Here is a 20,408-nt window from a genome sequence, read left to right as displayed (position 1 = left end):
GACGCCGCCCCTGCCATCAGCTCCCGTTCAGGCGAACTGATGCGCAAACCCGCAAGGATAGAAAGACATGCCCGTTAAATCGCCCCCCAGAGGCAACAATTCCGGCAATCCCCCGGTTCGCCAAAACGCTGTGCCAGACGTGGACACCCCGCGCCTCGACCTGCCACCGCGCACAGATTTAGAGGTCTCGATACCCGGTGGGCAAACACCACGACCGGGCCGCTTACCAACGCCAGCCGATATCGACGCGATCGAGCCGGCTCCGAGCATCACCATTCATCGACCCGCGTTGCCGATTGAAAATCCGCGTGCGGCTAGCCAGTCCCTGGAACATTACTGGGTGCCTGCGGCCAGCGGTTTGTCGGATCGCAACGCTGACGGCTTGAGAACCCACAAAGGCCGCCAATATGCCGATGTACCCGGCGGCATCGTGCTGGTCGGCAAAGATGCGCAAACAGGACTGTATCGGGCCAGACTGCCCAGCGAATCCAGTCCCTCGGGGCCCGTGCTGCCGCGTGATTCCAGCGCGGGACTCTGGCATGAGCTGGAACACTTCGAGCCGATCGGTGTGCCATTGTCGAGCAGCCGCCTGGAAGCTTTCCGCACGCCACTGGATTTCAGTGACATTCAAAGGGGCAGCGATGGCCTTCACCGGCTCAACGGTAAACTCTATGCGGTGATCGACAATCACAGTTATCAGGTTCTGCACGACACCGATGCCTCGACCCCGACAACAGCGGTGATGCGCATCGTCCGTGCGCAAGATCCGGTGGCCAGCGACAGCACCAATACCTACATCGCTACACGCCCCGGGCGCTCGGAGCCGATCATTTACGATGCTCGCGAAGGCTGGCTGGGAACGGCGGTCGGCGGTGCCGGCGGCATGTTCCGCAACGAGCCAGGCAGCCCCGCGCATCCTGGCCTGCTGCAACGGTTTGCCAGCGCGATCAATCATTTGCGCACGCCAGAGTCCCGCGCTCGAAAGCTCTTCCCGGCCCTCGACAGCGAGGAGATCACCCGGCTTCTGCATTCGCACGGGGATGACGTCCGCGGCTATCTGACCCAACGCGAGGCCAGTTACAGGGCGCTCAAGGCGGATCTCGCTTCCTGGATCAGGAAGACATCCTCGCAGGCCCCCAACGAAGCTGCACATCCCGCGGTGGAGCGTGCTGTCGAAGAAATAAAGCGTTGCTGGAAACGGCAGACGGGAACGACGCTGAAACTTGATTTGGGAGAGGCAATCCTTGCGCCGCTGACGGCTGATTTCAGCCATGTAAGAACTCTGGAGCTGAAAGCGGTCGCCTGGTCGGACACCGCCGATACCTTCCTGGGCAGTTTTCCCAACCTTGAGAAACTGTCGGTGACTCACTCCACCCTGGATAAGTTGCCGTCCGATATCGCGCCGATGACCGTTCTCAAGGCTCTGGAGCTGAGCTCGAACCGAATCCAGCTCAATGAGCAGACAGCAGTAAAACTGGGCGCACTCAAGCAGCTTGAACACCTCGACCTGTCGAGCAACCCGCTTGGCAGAATCCCGGACTTCCGCGGCATGTCGCAACTTCGGTCATTGAACCTGAGCAACACCGGACTGGATCACTGGCCCAGCGGTTTACGCGATCAGGTGGCACTGGACATGGTCGACTTGCGCCATAACCAACTGCGCGAAATTCCACAGCCGATCCTTGACCCGTCAAACAATGAACTACTGGCGATTGCCCGTATCAACTCGGTCACCCTGATTGAAGGCAACCCCTTCCCGACCGGTTACTGGCGAACGCTTGAGGTTTATTGGCGCCGCGTAGTGGCCGACTATCCGGCGATGCGCACGGGCTCCCGCGCAGACGCCTTCAGACTGGATGGCGACATTCCCGAAGTGGCGATGGTGCGGCGTATGTATCCAGACAAGAATCCGCAAGCTGCCAGGGAATATTTGCTCGCCCTGGGTGATGGCGCTGAAGAGCAGATCGCGCGACGCATTGCCGGTTTCGAGTTACTGGAAACGCAACTGCAGGCCTACATCGCCGACAGTCAACCCGGACCGGCCCACGCCGTGGGCCCTGAAAGAGTCAACGCTACCCGCCTGGCAAGAATCATCAAAGGCTGCTGGCTGGGCGATTCGGACGGCGAACTGAAACTGCCAGCGCTGTACGGTCCATTACCCCTGCTGACCGTGGATTTCAGTCACATCAAATCCCTCAGTCTCGACTCGGTAATCTGGTCGGACACCGCCAATACGCTTCTGTCCAATTGCCCCAATCTGGAAAGCCTGACCATCGTTAACTCCGGCATCGACAAACTGCCGCAAAAAATCGCCGAGATGGACAAACTCAACTATCTGGATCTGAGTTCAAACCAGATAAAACTGGATGAGCAAAGCGCTTTGGCACTCGGTGCATTGCACCAGTTGAAACAGATCGATCTGTCCAACAATCAACTGCGGGCAGTGCCCGACTTCAGCGCCATGTCCGGGTTGCAGGCATTGAACCTGAAAAACACGGGCCTCAGTCAGTGGCCTGCCGGGCTGCTCGACAAAACCGCTTTGAACCACCTGGACCTGCGCGACAATCGCTTGAGCGAGGTTCCCCAGGCCAACCTCAACCCGACACCCGAGACGCTGGCTGTCGTCGCGCGGATCAACAATGTCACGCGCCTTGAAGGCAACGACTTCCCCTCCGCGTACTGGCGAAAATTCGACGGCTACTGGCGACGCCTTAAACAGTCTCACCCCGAGCTGATGGCGCCGGCCCATCCCGCGGTATTCGATAGCGAAGACTCCAGGGCGCAGCGTTATCGAAACCTGTTCCCGAGCAAAACCATCAAGGAGTGCAGGGCGTTCATCTGGAATCATGACAAAGGCACCGTGGCACCACGCTTGCTCGCACTGGAACAAGAATTCGATCTTCTGAAAACCCAGCTCGACGACTGGGTCTTTTCCGGGGGCGGCAACCGCCTGCGTTACGTGCGTGCCAATCAGCTGCAAATCAACGCCACCACCCGTAATGACCGCACTGCAGCGCGGGATCGGATCATCAGTTGCTGGCGCCGCGAGACGGCGCAAAAACATGCTTTCGACGGCACACCGATCGGTCTGGAACTGGACTTGAGCGGCCTGACCTTGCCGACCCTGCCGGATCTGAGCATCGACTTCAGCCATGTGGGTTCACTCAGATTGAGCGGCATGAACCTGACGGAGTCACCGGAAGGCTTCCTCACCCGTTTTCGTCATGTGCGCTGGCTGGACATGTCGAACAATCGCCTCAGGGACTTGCCCCCGGCAGTAGGAGAAATGCACGGCATGACGCGCCTGTTCCTGCAGCACAACCAACTTGAACTCAATGCAGAAACGGCGCGGATACTGGCCGGACGCACAACGCTCAGAGCACTCTGGATCGACAACAATCCCCAGCTCGGTGCGATCCCGGATTTCAGTCTGATCACCGATATGCGCGAGGTCACCTTGGCGAACACCGGCATCACGCAGTGGCCAACCGGGCTGTTTGATCAACCCCTGCTGACCCGGATCGATCTGAGCAACAATCAGATCACCACGATTCCTGACTTTGTCACTGCTCCGCCCCCGGAGCGCTTGGCGCATTCGGTCCAGGTGAACAGTGGCACGTTACTGACGAATAATCCGATTACCGATGAGACGCGGATACAAATGGGCGTCTATCGCAGGCAACTGGACGAAGCCCAAACCGGGCTTCACAACAGATCCAACCTGTTCACAACGTCATTCCCCTTGGCACAACGCCCCAGTGCAAGGGCAGCCGCGGACCCTGCCCCGATCTGGACCACCGGACTACCCGCTGATCAAGCGATCGCCAGAAACACTCAATGGCGCACGTTGCGCGAGCAGCAAGGCTCAGACGGCTTCTTCAACATCCTCGCGAGCCGTGCGCACCATGCCGACTTCCGGCGCCAGGTCTGGGACGTGATCGATGTCATCAGTCAAGACAATCCACAGTCGCGAACCTTGCGTCGAGAACTGTTCGATCGCGCGTGCGAAGCCGGCTGCACTGACCTTGCCGCAGCCACCTTCACCGATCTGCAGGTCCTGGCCATGACTCACAAGGCGCGCATACAGGCCAGGCTCGATATGAATGGCGCCCCCTTGGTGGCGCTGTCCAAAGGATTGTTCCGGCTCAAACAGGTCGACGACATCGCAGCGGCAGAGATCGCTTCAAGCAGGGCAATCATTGACGATCCGGCAACCTCCCGGGAGCTGCGAAACAGCCACAACCTGCGCATACGCGATCCCCATGAAATGACCATGGCCTACCGCTTTGGTCTCAGGGATCGGCTGCAATTGCCGTTTCAGCCACAGACACTCTCGTTTATCGGCATGGCCGGCGTTACCCCGGCAATGCTGGATGCGGCATATCGCAAAGTCTTGACGCTGAATGGTTCGCCTGAAGAGTTTCAGGCATTGGTGTCGATGAATTTCTGGCAGGACTTCATCATTCACAAATACCAGGCGCAATTCGATGCGAGTCGCCAGCCGTTCCAGGATCGCCAGGAAATTCTCGACAGCCAGTCATCACAAAGACTGCTGAGCGAAGCTCAATACAAATCGCAAACCGATGATGTAACGGCGCAATTGGCGATTGTCGAAGCGACATTGATCCAGACGCTGACGCGGCAGGAATTGCAGCCTCGAACAACAATCGAGGCGCCTCCTGCCAACGTCACGCCTGCGCAGGAAACTCCGGGATCGAGTGGCGCAACGCTGTAATCGATACAGCGTCGCAGCAGGCCGATGAACTTCGGCCTGCTGTCACTCGTCGTCGTCGAAGTTGTAACTGCCCGGCGCGAGGTTTTCGAAGCGCGTGTATTTGCCGATAAAGGCCAGACGGATAAAACCGATCGGGCCGTTACGCTGCTTGCCGATGATGATTTCGGCGATGCCTTTGTGTTCGGTTTCCGGGTGATAGACCTCGTCGCGGTACACGAACATGATCACGTCGGCGTCCTGCTCGATCGCTCCGGATTCGCGCAAGTCGGAGTTCACCGGGCGCTTGTTGGGACGCTGTTCGAGGGAACGGTTGAGCTGCGACAGCGCCACCACCGGGCAGTTGAATTCCTTGGCCAGCGCTTTCAGGGATCGCGAGATTTCGGAAATTTCGTTGGTGCGGTTGTCACCGCTGGAACCGGGGATCTGCATCAGTTGCAGGTAGTCGATCATGATCAGGCCGACGTCACCGTGTTCACGCACCAGACGTCGGGTCCGCGCACGCATTTCCGACGGACTGATGCCGGCAGTGTCATCGATGAACAGCTTGCGGTCGTTGAGCAGGTTGACCGCCGAAGTCAGGCGCGGCCAGTCATCGTCTTCCAGTTGGCCAGAACGCACCTTGGTCTGGTCGATGCGGCCCAGCGAGGAGAGCATACGCATGATCAGCGATTCGCCTGGCATCTCGAGGGAGTACACCAGAACCGCTTTCTCGCTGCGCAACACGGCGTTTTCCACCAGGTTCATTGCGAAGGTGGTTTTACCCATCGACGGACGGCCGGCGACGATGATCAAGTCGGACGGCTGCAGGCCGCTGGTCTTCTCATCGAGGTCGGTGTAGCCGGTGGACAGGCCGGTAATGGCGTTGTCGGTGTTGAACAGGGTGTCGATGCGATCAATGGCCTTGGTCAGCAAGTCATTCACACCTACCGGGCCGCCGGTTTTTGGCCGGGCCTCGGCAATCTGGAAGATCTGGCGTTCGGCTTCGTCGAGAATCTCGGCGGCGGTGCGGCCTTCGGGGTTGAAGGCGCTGTCGGCGATTTCGGTGCTGATGCCGATCAACTGGCGCAATGTCGCTCGCTCACGAACGATCTGCGCATAGGCCTTGATGTTGGCGACGGACGGCGTGTTTTTCGCCAGTTCACCGAGGTAACCGAGGCCACCGACCTGCGAGGTCTGGCCTTCCTTGTCCAGTTGTTCGGACAGGGTCACGACGTCGATCGGCATGTTCTGATCGGCCAGTTTGGCGATCGCACGGAAGATCAGACGGTGGTCATGTCGATAGAAATCGCCGTCGGAGACTTGATCGAGCACGCGTTCCCAGGCGTTGTTGTCCAGCATCAGACCACCGAGTACAGCCTGTTCGGCCTCGATGGAATGCGGCGGCACCTTCAGGGCAGCGGTTTGCAGATCGTATTGCTCGGGAGCGGAGATATCGTTCATGGCCACTTGTGTAATTTGGAAAAACAGGGAGTTCAGAAAGACAAAGGGCACGACCTGTAAACAGGATCGTGCCCGATGTTAACCGTCTGACGGACAAGCCGCCAGCCGATCAGGTGTTACTTAAGCTGCTACCACGACAACGCGTACGGTGGCTTCAACTTCGGCGTGCAGGTGCACAGCCACGTCGAATTCACCCACGTTGCGGATGGTGCCGTTCGGCAGACGAACTTCGCTTTTCGCAACTTCAACGCCGGAGGCGGTCAGTGCGTCAGCGATGTCGTGAGTACCGATCGAACCGAACAGCTTGCCTTCGTCGCCAGCGGTGGCAGTGATGGTCACTTCCAGCTCGGCCAGTTGGGCAGCACGGCTTTCAGCCGATGCTTTACGGTCTGCGGCAGCTTTTTCCAGCTCAGCACGACGCTCTTCAAACGCAGCCAGGTTGGCAGCAGTTGCAGCGGTAGCTTTGCCGAAAGGCAGCAGGTAGTTACGGCCGTAACCGGCCTTAACGTTTACTTTGTCGCCCAGGTTGCCCAGGTTGGCGATTTTTTCCAGAAGGATCAGTTGCATGTGGAAATCCTCTTAACTTTTAACCTTCACCGTTCGCGTTATCGGTGTCTTTCGACACGTGACGACCGCGAAAATCAATCAGGCTGTCGACAATGGCCAGGACCACGAGCAACGGATAGATCAGCTGCATGAACAACAGCAGCGTGACGTACAACCCCACCAGCCAGAAACCGGCCAGTCGCTTCTGCCCGACCAGCCCGTGAATCAGGGCAAGTCCGGCGAACACCAGCGGTACACTGCACAACGGCGTCAACATGGCCATCTGTGCACCGAGATTCGGGCCCAGAAGCATCAACGCCAGCAGCAACATCGCCGGCCCCAGCGGGATCCGGATGGCGCGAAACTCGCGACCAAAACCACCCGGGTTGTACAACAACGCCTGCCAATGCCGCCCGACAATCAGGCTCAGCACGCTGACGATCTGCAACAAAGCCGCAATCAGTCCGGTCAGGACCGGTGCAATCAGGGACGCGAAACGCGCTTGCTCATCGACCGACAATTGCTTGTAGGTTTCACCGAGAAGCGCCGGCATGACCTTTATCAAGGCCTGCGCGAGCATCTCGATCTGGGCCGCAAACGCTGCCCCGAGCACCACCGAAAACACCACTCCAATCACTACGCTGACCAGCAGCGTGCGGACCCAGGATTCACTTGCGCGCAAAACCAACGCAAGCCCCGAAGACCCCAGCAGCACCAGAAGTGCCCGTGGGTCATCGGCATACAGCCACCAGATCAACGCCGGCAGCAGCCCCAGAGACAGAACACCCAGGGCGTCCGTCAGTCCGCGCCGCAGCAGCACAAGGCTCCCCGCGGCAGCACCCAACCAATACAACAACGGCAATGTTGCACATCCGGCCACCACGAGAGTGGCCTGCATTCGGCCTCGCATGATGAACTCAGCTAAGGCACGCATGCATTCAATCCTTTGCTACTTGTCGACTGCCCGGTCTCAGCGGCCGTGGCTGTCGGTGTAGGCCAGCAGGGCCAGGAAGCGGGCGCGCTTGATAGCGGTGGCCAGCTGACGCTGATAACGAGCTTTGGTACCGGTGATGCGGCTTGGAACGATTTTGCCGGTCTCGGATACGTAGGCTTTCAGAGTGTTGAGATCTTTGTAATCGATCTCTTTCACGTCTTCAGCGGTGAAGCGGCAGAATTTACGACGACGGAAGAAACGTGCCATTTGATAGGCTCCTTAATAAGGTCCGTGGATTACTCGTCAGCGTTATCGCTGTTGTCGCTGTCATCACTATCGGTGCCTTCGGCGCCTTCGTGCTCAGGACGGTCGCGACGCTCACGGCGCTCACTGCGGTTTTCTTCAGCCTTGAGCATCTCGGACTGGCCAGTTACGGCTTCGTCGCGACGGATGACCAGGTTACGGATCACTGCATCGTTGTAGCGGAAGTTGTCTTCCAGCTCGGCCAGGGCCTTGCCAGTGCACTCAACGTTCAGCATCACGTAGTGAGCCTTGTGAACATTGTTGATTGCGTAGGCCAGTTGACGACGGCCCCAATCTTCCAGACGGTGGATTTTGCCGCCGTCTTCTTCGATCAGCTTGGTGTAACGCTCAACCATGCCGCCGACTTGCTCGCTTTGATCCGGGTGGACCAAAAAGATGATTTCGTAATGACGCATGAATGCTCCTTACGGGTTGTAGCCTGCCGCTCAAAAACGGTCAGACAAGGAGTGAATGACACTTATGGACTTGCTGGCGCGGGGCACATGCGTGCCTGCCGTCACAGCAAGGGGCGCAATTGTAGAGAAGGGACAGAGGAGGCGCAAGGCAATTGGTGATTATTTGAACAATCACTCAGTTATGCCACACCACAAAACACTGTGGGAGCGAGCTTGCTCGCGAATGCGGTTTGTCAGGCAACATTTACGTCGACTGACACGCCCTCTTCGCGAGCAAGCTCGCTCCCACATTTGAATCGTGTACGACTCAGGATTTCTTGGCAGTAGCCTTGGCTTTTGCACCGCGCTGACGCTGCGCTTCGAACAGGCACACGCCCGTCGCAACCGAGACGTTGAGGCTGCTGACGCTACCGGCCATCGGCAGCTTCACCAGATAGTCGCAGTGCTCGCGGGTCAGGCGACGCATGCCTTTGCCTTCAGCGCCCATGATCAGGATGGTCGGGCCAGTCAGATCCTGGTCGTAGATGCTGACCTCAGCCTCCCCCGCAGTACCGACAATCCACAGACCGCGCTGCTGAAGTTTTTCCAGGGTGCGAGCGAGGTTAGTCACGGCAACCAATGGAATCACTTCCGCCGCGCCGCAAGCGACTTTACGCACGACCGGCGTCAGGGTCGCCGACTTGTCTTTCGGCACGATCACCGCCAGCGCACCGGCCGCATCCGCCGAACGCAGGCAGGCGCCGAGGTTGTGCGGATCGGTCACACCGTCGAGCACCAGCAACAGCGGCGCACCTTCAGTGCGATCGAGCAGCTCGTCGAGCATGGCTTCGCCCCAGACCTGGCTCGGGCTTACTTCCGCGACCACGCCCTGGTGCACGCCTTCAACCCAGGCGTCCATTTCGCGACGCTCGGCCTGGCCGACCTGAACACGGTTTTCGTTGGCCAGCTCAACCAGGGTCTGCACGCGCGGATCGTTGCGGCTTTCCGCCAGCCAGATCTGCTTGACGCGTTTCGGGTGGTGACGCAGCAACGCTTCTACCGCGTGAACGCCGTAGATTTTTTCCAACTGACTCATGACTTCGCCTTCGGTTTACGTGCCCCGCCACTTTTGGCTGGAGCGGAGCCCGCTTTTGGCGGCCCCTTACGGTGTTTGCTCGGTTTCGCTGGCTTGCCGCCGGAGGCCTTTTCAGGCGCCGACCGTCCGGTCTTTCCCCCGGACGCCGCTTTACCACCGTTTTTAGCGTCGGAAAGCAGAGCCTTCTTCATTTCACGGCTTTTGCGCAGCTCGGCGTTTTTCGCCACGGCGTCGCTTGGGCGATAGGCTTCTGCCGCTTTTTCCTTGGCCGGACGACGGCTGGCGGATTTAGCCGGAGCCTTTTCTTCCGCAACCTTGGCCGCCGGAGCAGCGGTTTCAGCGCCACGTTTTTTGCGACCGATCGGTGCGCTGATGGTTTTTTCGGCCATCTCGAAGTCGATCTTGCGCTCGTCGAGGTCAACGCGCATGACGCGCACTTCAACGGTATCGCCAAGACGGAAGCTGCGACCGGTGCGCTCGCCCGCCAGGCGGTGATGCACAGGATCGAAGTGGTAGTAATCGCCCGGCAGCGCCGTGACGTGGACCAGACCTTCGACGTAGATATCGGTCAGCTCAACGAACAGGCCAAAACCGGTTACCGCTGTGATCACACCCGGGAACGACTCGCCCACGCGATCCTTCATGAACTCGCACTTGAGCCAGTTGACCACGTCGCGGGTCGCTTCGTCGGCACGGCGTTCGCTCATCGAGCACTGCTCGCCGAGCTGCTCCAGCGCCGCCTCGTCGTACGGATAGATGCGCGCCTTCGGAATGGACATCGCACCGGCACGGCGAACGTGCGGGGTGTCCTGTTTCGAATGGATCACGCTGCGGATCGCGCGGTGCGTCAGCAGGTCCGGGTAACGACGGATCGGCGAAGTGAAGTGGGTATAGGCTTCATAATTCAGGCCGAAGTGGCCCTGATTGTCAGCGCTGTACACCGCTTGACTGAGCGAGCGCAGCATCACGGTCTGGATCAGGTGGAAATCCGGACGATCCTTGATGCTTGCCAGCAACGCCTGATAATCCTTCGGCGATGGACCGTCCTTGCCTTTGTGCAGGGACAGGCCGAGTTCGCCAAGGAAGGCGCGCAGTTTTTCCAGACGCTCCGGTGGCGGGCCGTCGTGGACACGGTACAACGCAGGGATTTCGTGCTTCTTGAGGAATTCGGCGGTGGCCACGTTGGCCGCCAGCATGCATTCCTCGATCAGCTTGTGCGCGTCGTTACGGGTGGTCGGACGGATTTCGGCAATCTTGCGCTCGGAACCGAAGATGATCCGGGTTTCCTGGGTCTCGAAATCGATCGCGCCGCGCACGTGACGGGCAGCCAGCAACACTTTGTACAGCGAATAAAGCTGCTTGAGGTGCGGCACGACGTCGGTGTACTCACCACGCAGTTTGCGTGCTTCGGCCACTTTCGGCGTTTCCAGCATCGCGCTGACTTTGTTGTAGGTCAGACGCGCGTGGGAATGGATCACCGCTTCATAGAAGCAGTAGTCGGTCATTTCGCCGGACTTGGAGATGGTCATCTCGCAGACCATGGCCAGACGATCGACGTGCGGATTCAGCGAGCACAGGCCGTTGGACAGCTGCTCAGGCAGCATTGGCACCACGCGCTCAGGGAAGTACACCGAGTTGCCGCGCACCTGCGCTTCGTTGTCCAGGGCCGAGCCGATCTTCACGTAGCTGGAAACGTCAGCAATCGCCACGTACAACTTCCAGCCGCCGGAGAACAGGCGCAGCTTGCCCGGCTTGGCTTCGCAATAAACAGCATCGTCGAAGTCGCGGGCATCTTCACCGTCAATGGTGACGAACGGCAAATGGCGCAGGTCGACGCGCTTCTCTTTGTCTTTTTCTTCGACTTCCGGCTTGAGCTTGGCCGCTTCTTTCAGAACGGCTTCGGGCCAGACGTGCGGAATGTCGTAGGTGCGCAGAGCGACATCGATTTCCATGCCCGGCGCCATATAGTTGCCGACCACTTCAACCACGTCGCCTTGCGGCTGGAAGCGCGGCGTCGGCCAGTGGGTGATTTTCACCTCGACGAACTGACCGATCTGCGCGTTGGCGTTGCGACCCGGGGTGACCAGCACTTCCTGCTGGATCTTCGGGTTGTCCGCGACGACGAAGCCGATGCCGCCTTCTTCAAAGTAGCGACCGACGATGGTTTCGTGAGCACGCGAGACCACTTCAACGATCACGCCTTCGCGGCGACCGCGACGGTCGAGACCGGACACACGCGCCAGCGCACGGTCGCCATCGAACACCAGACGCATTTGCGCGGGGCTCATGAACAGGTCGTCGCTGCCGTCGTCCGGCACCAGGAAGCCGAAACCGTCACGGTGACCGCTGATGCGACCGAGGATCAGGTCGAGTTTGTCGACCGGCGCATAAGTGCCGCGGCGGGTGTAGATCAGTTGGGCGTCGCGCTCCATGGCGCGAAGGCGGCGGCGCAGGGCTTCGATCTGGTCTTCTGTGGTCAGACCAAACTCTTCCACCAGTTGCTCGCGGGCAGCCGGCGAGCCCCGATCGGCGAGATGCGCCAGGATCAGTTCGCGGCTAGGAATAGGGTTTTCATATTTTTCCGCTTCACGAGCGGCCTCGGGATCGAGGGACTGCCAATCGGCCATTAGAGAGTTTTCACCTTGTCTATATGCGGGTTAGTTTGGCATAGGCGCCATGAAACGGGAAATTTCCGACTATATAAGGCCCTTATGAGGGTCTGTATCGTCGCTTGAAAGCCGTTTTGAACACCGCCGGTAAAAAAAATCATATTTTTTGCTGACAGGGGTTTACAGTTAAAAAGACGCTCCGTATAGTGCGCGCCATCGACGACGCACAAGCGTTAACGATACTGCCCAGATGGTGAAATTGGTAGACACGCCAGCTTCAGGTGCTGGTGACCTTACGGTCGTGGAAGTTCGAGTCTTCTTCTGGGCACCAATTTCGAGTTTGAGACTAGATCAGTTTCAAGGCTCACACAAAACCCGCGAAAGCGGGTTTTTTGCATTCTAAGCCCGGCTTTTCTTAAAACTGATTTATTAAAATTAAATCAGGGGTTTACAGATCAAAACGCGCTCCGTATAGTGCGCCACATCAACAGCGGCAACGCTAGCGATGATTGCCCAGATGGTGAAATTGGTAGACACGCCAGCTTCAGGTGCTGGTGACCTTACGGTCGTGGAAGTTCGAGTCTTCTTCTGGGCACCAATTCAAATTCAAGGTTACGACCTTGGATTTCACAAAAACCCGCGAAAGCGGGTTTTTGCGTTTCTGGCTTCCCGAAACCCCATCACCATCGCACCTATCAAAACGCCAGTCCCACCGCAAGGCGCACTTGAGAAACAATATCGTTTATCATTGTTGCAAGTTTTTGCAATGCGACAGTGAGGAACCCCGCGAATGACGTTTCGAAATACCCTGCGCCGAGGCCTGACCTTCACCCTCCTCGGCCTGGCGCTCGCCACTCCCCTCACCCAGGCTGCCGATGCGGTTTCCCTGACTCTCTATAACGGCCAGCACAAGGAAGTCGGCGACGCGATCGCCAAAGCCTTCGAAGCCAAGACCGGCATTCACGTCAACGTGCGCAAAGGCAGCAGCAATCAGCTCGCCAGCCAGATCATCGAAGAAGGCGACCGCTCCCCTGCCGACGTGATCTACACCGAAGAATCGCCACCGTTGAACAATCTCGGCGAACAAGGCCTGCTGGCCAAGGCCGATGACGCCACTTTGGCCGTGCTGCCGGAAAAATACGTCGCAGCTAACGGCACCTGGATTGGCGTGACGGCACGCGTTCGCGTGGTCGCTTACAACCCGAAACTGGTCGACGAAAAAGACCTGCCAAAATCGGTCCTGGATTTTGCCGATCCACAGTGGCAAGGCAAAGTCGGCTTCGTGCCAACCAGCGGCGCGTTTCAGGAACAAGCCGTGGCCATCATCAAAATGCACGGTCGCGAGGCCGCCGAAGAGTGGCTGACCGGCCTGCGCGCCTTCGGCAAGACCTACAGCAACAACATGGTTGCGCTCAAAGCCGTGGAAAACGGTGAAGTCGCCACCGTGCTGGTGAACAACTACTACTGGTTCGCCCTGCAGCGCGAGAAAGGCAAACTCGACTCGAAACTGCATTACTTCACCGGTGGCGACGTCGGTGGCTTGATCACCGTGTCGAGCGCTGCCGTGTTGAAATCCAGCAAACATCCAAAAGAAGCCCAGCAATTCCTCGCCTATATGGCCAGCGAAGAAGGTCAGCGCGTGATCACCCAGACCACCGCCGAATACCCACTGCACAAAGGTATGGAATCGGATCGCGGACTCAAGCCGTTCAGCGAACTGGAAGCGCCGAACGTAACCCCGGCCGATCTGGGCAATGCCGAAGAAGCGCTGGAGCTGGAACGCGAAGTTGGCTTGAACTGATGACCGCATCGTTATCCGCCCCCGCCGCGCGCGGGGGTTACGTACCAAAGCGCAAGCGGCCATCAATCTGGCTGGTGCTGCCGGTGTTGTTACTGGTAGTGCTGAGCCTGTTGCCGCTGGCCTATGTCGGGCTCAAGGCCTGGCAGGCCGGCTGGGCCGAGGCGTTGCACTTGTTGTGGCGCCCGTATGTGTTCGGCCTGTTGCGCAACACGTTGGCGTTGATGGTTGGCGTAACCCTCTCCTGCGGCGTGATTGGTCTGTCGCTGGCCTGGCTGCTGGAACGCAGCAATTTGCCAGGGCGTCGCCTATGGGGCGTGATCCTGTGCCTGCCGTTCGCGGTGCCGGCGTTTGTCAGCAGCTTCACCTGGGTTTCGCTGAGCGCGCAGTTCGAAGGGCTTGGCGGGGCGATTCTGGTGATGAGCCTGTCGAAGTATCCGTTGATCTTCCTGCCGGTGGCGGCAACTCTGCGCAATCTCGACCCCTCCCTTGAAGAGTCGGCGCGCACCCTTGGGCAGAATCGCTGGGGCGTATTTTTCCGCGTGACCCTGCCGCTGCTCTGGCCTTCGCTATTGGCCGGCTCGCTATTGATTGCCTTGCACATGCTGGTGGAGTTCGGCGCACTGTCGATCATCGGCCTGCAAACCTTCACCACGGCGATCTATCAGCAATTCGAACTGGAGTTTAGTAACGCCAACGCGGCGATGCTTTCCGCCGTGCTGCTGGCGCTGTGTCTGGTGTTGTTGTGGCTGGAGCTGCGCGTACGCGGCAAAGCTCGGCATGTGCGCACCGGACAAGGTGCCGCGCGCCAAGCTGAACAGGTTCGGCTAGGACCATGGGCCACGGTCGGTCAGCTGTATTGCCTGATGCTGGCAATTGTCGGCAGCGGGATTCCGCTGGGGATGTTGGCGTATTGGCTGGCGGTCGGTTCATCCGCAGCATTCCCGGTAGCAGCGATCACTGAAGCCCTGCTTTCTTCTCTGGCACTTTCTCTTGGCGGAGCTGCGCTGTGTCTGGTGCTGGCCGTGCCGGTCGGCTTGTTGGTGGTGCGTTACAAAGGTCAACTGGCGATCTGGGCCGAGCGCTTGCCGTATCTGCTGCATGCGCTGCCGGGCCTGGTGATTGCGCTGACGCTGGTGTATTTCGCCCTGCACTACGTGCCGGCGCTGTACCAGACTTCGGGGTTGCTGCTGATCGCTTATGCGCTGCTGTTTCTGCCATTGGCGCAGGCGCCGATTCGCACGGCACTGAACAAGGCGGCACCGCAACTGGAAGAGGCTGCGCGAACGCTGGGCGCCTCGTCGTTCACGGCGTTTTGCCGAGTGACGTTGCCGATCATCTTCCCGGCATTGGGCGCGGCGTTTGCGCTGGTGTTTCTGGATGCGATGAAGGAATTGACGGCGACGTTGCTACTGAGTCCGACCGGGCTCAATACGCTGGCAACGGAAGTGTGGGCGCATACTGCAAATGTCGAATTTGCGGCGGCGGCGCCTTATGCGTCGTTGTTGATTTTGGTGTCGGGGCTGCCGGTTTATTTACTGACGACCCGGATGTATCTGAGCCGCTGATACCGCTTTCGCGAGCAGGCTCGCTCCCACATGTTGACCGAGTTCCATCAGAGGAACGCGATCTAATGTGGGAGCGAGCCTGCTCGCGAAGAGGCCCGCCCAGACAACCTCAAGCCCTGAACTGCCCCAGACTAGCCTTGAGCTGCGCTGCCAAACCATCCAGCACCTTGCCACTCGCAGTGGTCTCCACCACCGCCTGCGCCGCTTTCTCGGCCTGCGCATGAATTGTCTCGACGCGCCCACGCACAGCCTGCGCACCCTGCGCCTGATGCGCAGCAGCCTGCGTTGCCAAGCCAATCGCCGCATGCACCTGCTCGACCGAGACCTGTACCGACTGCTGCAAGCGCGCACTGTCACGCAACACCAGTAAACCTTCGCTGGCCTGACGCCCGGCCTGGCCGATCGCTTCGACCGCCTCACGAGCGCCCTGCTGCAATGCCACGATGTGCGCCTGAATATCGCCGGTGGAGCTTTGCGTCTTGCTCGCCAACGCACGCACCTCGTCGGCAACAACGGCGAATCCACGCCCGGTCTCGCCAGCACGTGCGGCTTCAATCGCCGCGTTGAGAGCCAGCAGATTGGTCTGCTCGGCAATCCCGTGAATCACCGTCAGCACCACCTCAATCTGCTCACTCTGCTGAGCCAGCCGCTCGATGACTTTCGCGCCGGTATCGACCTGCCCCGCCAGCGCCTCGATCAGGCTGCCGACCTTGGCGGACGTCCGGGTGTTTTCGTCGGTGGCCTGGCGAATATCCAAAACCTGTTTCAAAGCCGCTTGCATCGCATGGCTTTCCGACTGCGCCTCATCAGCCATTTGCGACAGCGCGCGCAGACTCTCCGCCACTTCATCACGCTGCATGCCCGCCGCCGCATCGGCACCGGCATTGCGCAGCGTCATTGCGCCGATTTCGACGCCGGTACGCTGCGCGACATCGCCCGCTTCGCGCACAATTGGCTGCAACTTATCCACAAAGCGGTTGACCGCCGAGGCCATGTCGCCGATTTCGTCTTTGCTGTTGATCTGTACACGCTTGGTCAGGTCGCCCTCGCCCGCAGCCAGGTCATCCATCGCAGCGTTGAGCATCTTCAGGCGATTGACCACGCGATGGCCGAGCACGACGGCCAATAACAGAAGCACGCCAAAGCCGACCAACGCCAGGCCCATGCCGATCCGCCAACGCAGGGTGGCTGCCGCTTCTTGAACAGTATTGGCGGTATTGGCTTTCATCTCGACGGCGGTTGACTGCGCCGATTGCAGGCGCGCCTGCATGGCATTGGCACTGTCCGCTGCAGCGCCCTTGAGGCTGTCGCCGACCAGTTGATCACTGCTCGCGATCAGCGCCGAGAAGCGCTTGTCCAGTGCCGCCAGATCGGTTTCCACCGACGCCGTGGAAACGCCCATCAGCACCTTGCCGATTTCCACGCCATTGGGATTGATCGAGGCTTCAAGGTAGTAAACCGATGGATCGTTTTTCGCCGCATCCAGCACTTTATCCAGTGCACGCTCGCCCTGGCCCTTTTCCAGCAAGGCCTTGTTGATCGGGTTTTCGCGATTGAGATAGCGGGTCAGGTGCTGGCCGGTGGCGTCATCGTAGACCACGAATAGAACGTTGGGATTACGCTGGGCACGGCGGGCGAACTCGGACAGGGTCGGTACGTCGCTGTCCCACATGGCACGCGGGGCTACAGAGGCCAGTAACTGCGCCATGTCATTGGCCGAATCTTTCAGATCCTTTTCCAGCGTCGCACGCAGTTGCGCCTGCTCTTCTTTCAGGCGCGAAGACAGGCCGGCGGTAAGCCGCTGACGAGTACTGGCGGACAAGGCATCGAGGCTCGAGGTGACTTCACGCCCGGCCTGCTCCAGTTCACCGGAGAGCTTCTGGCTGTCGGCGCCGAGGCGCACCGCCAAGTCAGCTTCCAGCGCCGTGACGGTGCTCCGCGTCAGGGCAACGGCCACCAACACTTGCACCAAAAGGGCGATACCAAGGGTAACGAACACGGGGCGCAACAAACGGCTTTGTAACAGTGAGAGAACGGCCGACACTGTGAATACCTCTACTTCTGACGCCATTAATTTGATGGCACTCTTGTAGACAGATTCACAGCAAAGGTCATGCCGTCCAACAGGCATAAACGACAAAGGCCCCGATGAAGGGGCCTTTGTGTTTTTACATCAACGACTTATCAAGCAAACGGATGACGCAGAACGATGGTTTCGTTGCGGTCCGGGCCCGTCGAAATAATGTCGATCGGCGCGCCGATCAACTCTTCAACGCGTTTGATGTAGGCGCGAGCGTTAGCTGGCAGCTCTTCCAGGGTCTTGGCGCCCACGGTCGATTCGGTCCAGCCCGGCACTTCTTCGTACACAGGCTGCAGGCCTACGTAGCTGTCAGCGTCGGTCGGAGCAACGGCATTGCCTTCGGCGTCTTTATAGCCAACGCAGATGTTGATGGTTTCCAGACCGTCGAGTACGTCCAGCTTGGTCAGGCAGATACCCGAAATGCTGTTCACATCGATAGCGCGACGCAGGATAACGGCGTCGAACCAGCCACAACGACGGGCACGGCCGGTGGTCGCACCGAACTCGTGACCTTGTTTGGCCAGGTGCGCGCCGACGTCGTCGAACAGCTCAGTCGGGAATGGACCCGAACCGACGCGAGTGGTGTAGGCCTTGGTGATGCCCAGGATGTAGTCCAGGAACATCGGGCCAACGCCGGAACCGGTCGCCACGCCACCGGCAGTGGTGTTGGAACTGGTCACGTACGGGTAGGTACCGTGGTCGATGTCGAGCAACGAACCCTGGGCACCTTCGAACATGATGTCTTTGCCGGCGCGACGCAGGTCGTGCAGCTCAGCGGTGACGTCGAGCATCAGCGGCTTGAGCAGCTCAGCGTATTCCTTGCACTCGGCCAGGGTCTTCTCGAACTCGATGGCTGGCTCTTTGTAGTAACCGACCAGCATGAAGTTGTGGTAATCCACCAGTTCACGCAGCTTGTCTTCGAAGCGCGGCATGTTCAGCAGGTCGCCAACACGCAGGCCACGACGAGCAACCTTGTCTTCGTAAGCCGGGCCGATGCCGCGACCGGTGGTACCGATCTTCAGCTCGCCACGGGCCTTTTCACGGGCCTGGTCCAGCGCCACATGGAAGGACAGGATCAGCGGGCAGGACGGGCTGATACGCAAACGCTCACGCACCGGTACGCCTTTCTCTTCCAGCTTGGTGATCTCGCGCAGCAGGGCGTCAGGTGCAACCACCACGCCGTTGCCGATCAGGCACTGCACGCCTTCGCGCAGCACGCCCGACGGGATCAGGTGCAGGACGGTTTTCTCGCCGTCGATCACCAGTGTGTGGCCAGCGTTGTGGCCACCTTGGTAGCGCACTACGGCGGCAGCATGTTCGGTCAGCAGATCAACGATCTTGCCTTTGCCCTCATCACCCCATTGGGTGCCCAGGACTACGACATTCTTACCCATAACACTTGTCCTCATTCGCGCAAACTTGGTGCCGGCGATGGCCGGCAGGAAAACTCAAGAAGCCAGTGGCGATACTTGCCAAAGCCCGTTCTGCTGAATCAATTGCCGGTCGCAGTCCGCATCACGGGCGGCGGCCAAAGGTTGCCCAGGCAAAGCCTGAACGACACGCTGACCCTCACTGCGCAACTGGCAAACCTGCTGCCAGAGTGCCGCATCCGTACTGTCAGGCATCCAGATACCGCCAGACGGTAGCTCGATCTCAGCACGCCCCAGGGTCACCAGGGTTTTCAAATCGGTGGAGAAGCCTGTCGCTGGACGGGCGCGGCCAAAATCCGCGCCGATGTCGTCGTAGCGACCGCCCTGAGCGATGGACTGGCCAACGCCCGGCACGAACACCGCGAACACCACACCGGTGTGGTAGTGGTAGCCACGCAGCTCGCCCAGGTCGAAGTACAACGGCAGGTCCGGGAAACGCGCCGAGAGGCGCTCGGCGATCGCCAGCAAATCTTCCAGTGCTGCCAGAACCGGCGCCGGCGCATTGGCCAGTCGTTCGCGGGCAGCGCTCAACACTTCACGCCCGCCACACAGATCAACCAGCGCACGCAGCATGCCGGACAAGTCGGCCGGCAAGCCTTCGGTCAAGGTAATGACCTCGTCGATGGCTTTGCGTTGCAGCGCATCGAACAACTGCTGTTCGACTTCACCGGACAGACCGGCGGCACGCGCCAGACCACGATAGATGCCGACATGACCAAGGTCCATGTGCACATTCGGCACATCGGCCAGTTGCAGCATGGCCAGCATCAGGCTGATCACTTCAACGTCGCTGCTCGGGCTGGCGTCGCCGTACAACTCGGCGCCCAACTGGATCGGGCTTCGCGAGGACGACAGTGCACGCGGCTGAGCATGCAGCACACTGCCGGCGTAGCACAGACGGCTCGGACCTTCGCGACGCAGGGTGTGCGCATCGATACGCGCCACTTGCGGCGTGATGTCGGCACGGAAACCCATCTGCCGGCCCGATTGCGGGTCGATGACCTTGAAGGTACGCAGATCCAGATCCTGGCCCGCGCCGGTCAGCAGGGATTCCAGGTACTCGATATGGGGAGTCACGACAAACTCGTAACCCCAGCTCTGGAACAGATCCAACACCTGACGACGCGCGACTTCAATGCGCGCCGCTTCCGGTGGCAGTACTTCTTCGATGCCATCTGGCAGCAGCCAGCGGTCTACCGTTGCCATTACGCCATTCCCCTTTGATCCGGGCGGCCAGCCTGCGGGCGAGCCTTGAGTGAAGCAGAAAATGACCGAACCGTTCAAAACGCACGCGCATGAACGACGCGGCGAAAGGCCTGTTAGCGGCTTCGCCCATCACTTTCCTCGAAATACTCTCGGGCCATTCAACCCGATGCCTGCAACAAAAAACAGCAATCAAACGTGCAGACGCAAAAAAGCCGGGAATTTCCCGGCTGCCGCATCATACACACGTTTTCCCAAAGGATCACCCCGC

The 20,408-nt window shown here is 59.5% G+C and carries 13 protein-coding genes and 2 tRNA genes; 5 read left to right on the top strand and 10 right to left on the bottom strand.

The genetic code is table 11. From position 1 onward, the window contains the following. Positions 1 to 67 precede the first annotated feature (67 nt). The gene (locus CLU80_RS16360; protein WP_286079744.1) at positions 68 to 4,735 is read left to right on the top strand and encodes an NEL-type E3 ubiquitin ligase domain-containing protein; all 4,668 of its coding nucleotides are present in this window, start codon (positions 68 to 70) and stop codon (positions 4,733 to 4,735) included. A 42-nt stretch (positions 4,736 to 4,777) separates the two neighbouring features. Here CLU80_RS16360 and dnaB read toward each other — a convergent pair whose 3' ends face one another. From dnaB to rnr, 7 genes are all read right to left on the bottom strand, one after another. Next, positions 4,778 to 6,175: a replicative DNA helicase gene (gene dnaB / locus CLU80_RS16355; RefSeq protein ID WP_007915846.1), complete on the bottom strand. Its 1,398-nt coding sequence runs from the start codon at positions 6,173 to 6,175 to the stop codon at positions 4,778 to 4,780. A gap of 120 nt (positions 6,176 to 6,295) precedes the next feature. Then, a complete protein-coding gene (rplI, locus tag CLU80_RS16350) occupies positions 6,296 to 6,742 on the bottom strand; it encodes a 50S ribosomal protein L9 (protein ID WP_003186385.1) in 447 nt (148 codons plus the stop codon). 19 nt (positions 6,743 to 6,761) lie between these two features. Beyond that, positions 6,762 to 7,655, bottom strand: coding sequence for a hypothetical protein (locus tag CLU80_RS16345; RefSeq protein ID WP_016983782.1), 894 nt, complete (start codon positions 7,653 to 7,655; stop codon positions 6,762 to 6,764). Positions 7,656 to 7,691: 36 nt separating this feature from the next. Continuing rightward, positions 7,692 to 7,922, bottom strand: a complete 231-nt coding sequence (rpsR, locus tag CLU80_RS16340) for a 30S ribosomal protein S18 (protein ID WP_002551829.1) — start codon at positions 7,920 to 7,922, stop codon at positions 7,692 to 7,694. 29 nt (positions 7,923 to 7,951) lie between these two features. Next, on the bottom strand, positions 7,952 to 8,374 hold the full coding sequence (gene rpsF, locus CLU80_RS16335) for a 30S ribosomal protein S6 (RefSeq protein WP_016771938.1): 423 nt from the start codon (positions 8,372 to 8,374) through the stop codon (positions 7,952 to 7,954). A gap of 307 nt (positions 8,375 to 8,681) precedes the next feature. Beyond that, positions 8,682 to 9,449 carry a 23S rRNA (guanosine(2251)-2'-O)-methyltransferase RlmB gene (rlmB, locus tag CLU80_RS16325; RefSeq protein ID WP_095047304.1) on the bottom strand — a complete coding sequence of 256 codons (768 nt, stop codon included), beginning with the start codon at positions 9,447 to 9,449 and terminating at the stop codon, positions 8,682 to 8,684. Beyond that, positions 9,446 to 12,076, bottom strand: a complete 2,631-nt coding sequence (gene rnr / locus CLU80_RS16320; RefSeq protein WP_099757844.1) for a ribonuclease R — start codon at positions 12,074 to 12,076, stop codon at positions 9,446 to 9,448. Before rnr ends, rlmB begins: the two co-directional genes overlap by 4 nt. A 226-nt stretch (positions 12,077 to 12,302) precedes the next feature. Between rnr and CLU80_RS16315 the strand changes: the two genes are divergently transcribed. From CLU80_RS16315 to CLU80_RS16300, 4 genes are all read left to right on the top strand, one after another. Continuing rightward, positions 12,303 to 12,389 (top strand) — tRNA-Leu (locus tag CLU80_RS16315). A gap of 180 nt (positions 12,390 to 12,569) precedes the next feature. Further along, positions 12,570 to 12,656, top strand: a tRNA-Leu gene (locus CLU80_RS16310). 192 nt (positions 12,657 to 12,848) lie between these two features. Then, positions 12,849 to 13,859, top strand: coding sequence for an extracellular solute-binding protein (locus tag CLU80_RS16305; protein WP_099757843.1), 1,011 nt, complete (start codon positions 12,849 to 12,851; stop codon positions 13,857 to 13,859). Further along, a complete protein-coding gene (locus CLU80_RS16300) occupies positions 13,859 to 15,424 on the top strand; it encodes an ABC transporter permease (RefSeq protein ID WP_099757842.1) in 1,566 nt (521 codons plus the stop codon). The genes CLU80_RS16305 and CLU80_RS16300 overlap by 1 nt, the downstream gene beginning before the upstream one ends. Before the next feature lie 109 nt (positions 15,425 to 15,533). Here the strand turns inward: CLU80_RS16300 and CLU80_RS16295 are convergent, their stop codons facing one another. From CLU80_RS16295 to CLU80_RS16285, 3 genes are all read right to left on the bottom strand, one after another. Beyond that, positions 15,534 to 17,468 carry a methyl-accepting chemotaxis protein gene (locus tag CLU80_RS16295; protein ID WP_099759383.1) on the bottom strand — a complete coding sequence of 645 codons (1,935 nt, stop codon included), beginning with the start codon at positions 17,466 to 17,468 and terminating at the stop codon, positions 15,534 to 15,536. A 140-nt stretch (positions 17,469 to 17,608) separates the two neighbouring features. Then, the gene (locus tag CLU80_RS16290) at positions 17,609 to 18,898 is read right to left on the bottom strand and encodes an adenylosuccinate synthase (RefSeq protein WP_007915835.1); all 1,290 of its coding nucleotides are present in this window, start codon (positions 18,896 to 18,898) and stop codon (positions 17,609 to 17,611) included. A 54-nt stretch (positions 18,899 to 18,952) separates the two neighbouring features. Continuing rightward, the gene (locus tag CLU80_RS16285; protein ID WP_099757841.1) at positions 18,953 to 20,140 is read right to left on the bottom strand and encodes an ATP phosphoribosyltransferase regulatory subunit; all 1,188 of its coding nucleotides are present in this window, start codon (positions 20,138 to 20,140) and stop codon (positions 18,953 to 18,955) included. Positions 20,141 to 20,408: the final 268 nt, after the last annotated feature.

It is taken from the genome of Pseudomonas sp. 29, assembly GCF_002754355.1.
Taxonomy (GTDB): Bacteria; Pseudomonadota; Gammaproteobacteria; order Pseudomonadales; family Pseudomonadaceae; genus Aquipseudomonas; species Aquipseudomonas neuropathica.
The sequence above is the reverse complement of the archived record's forward strand: the minus strand, read 5'-3'. Positions and strand labels throughout refer to the sequence as shown.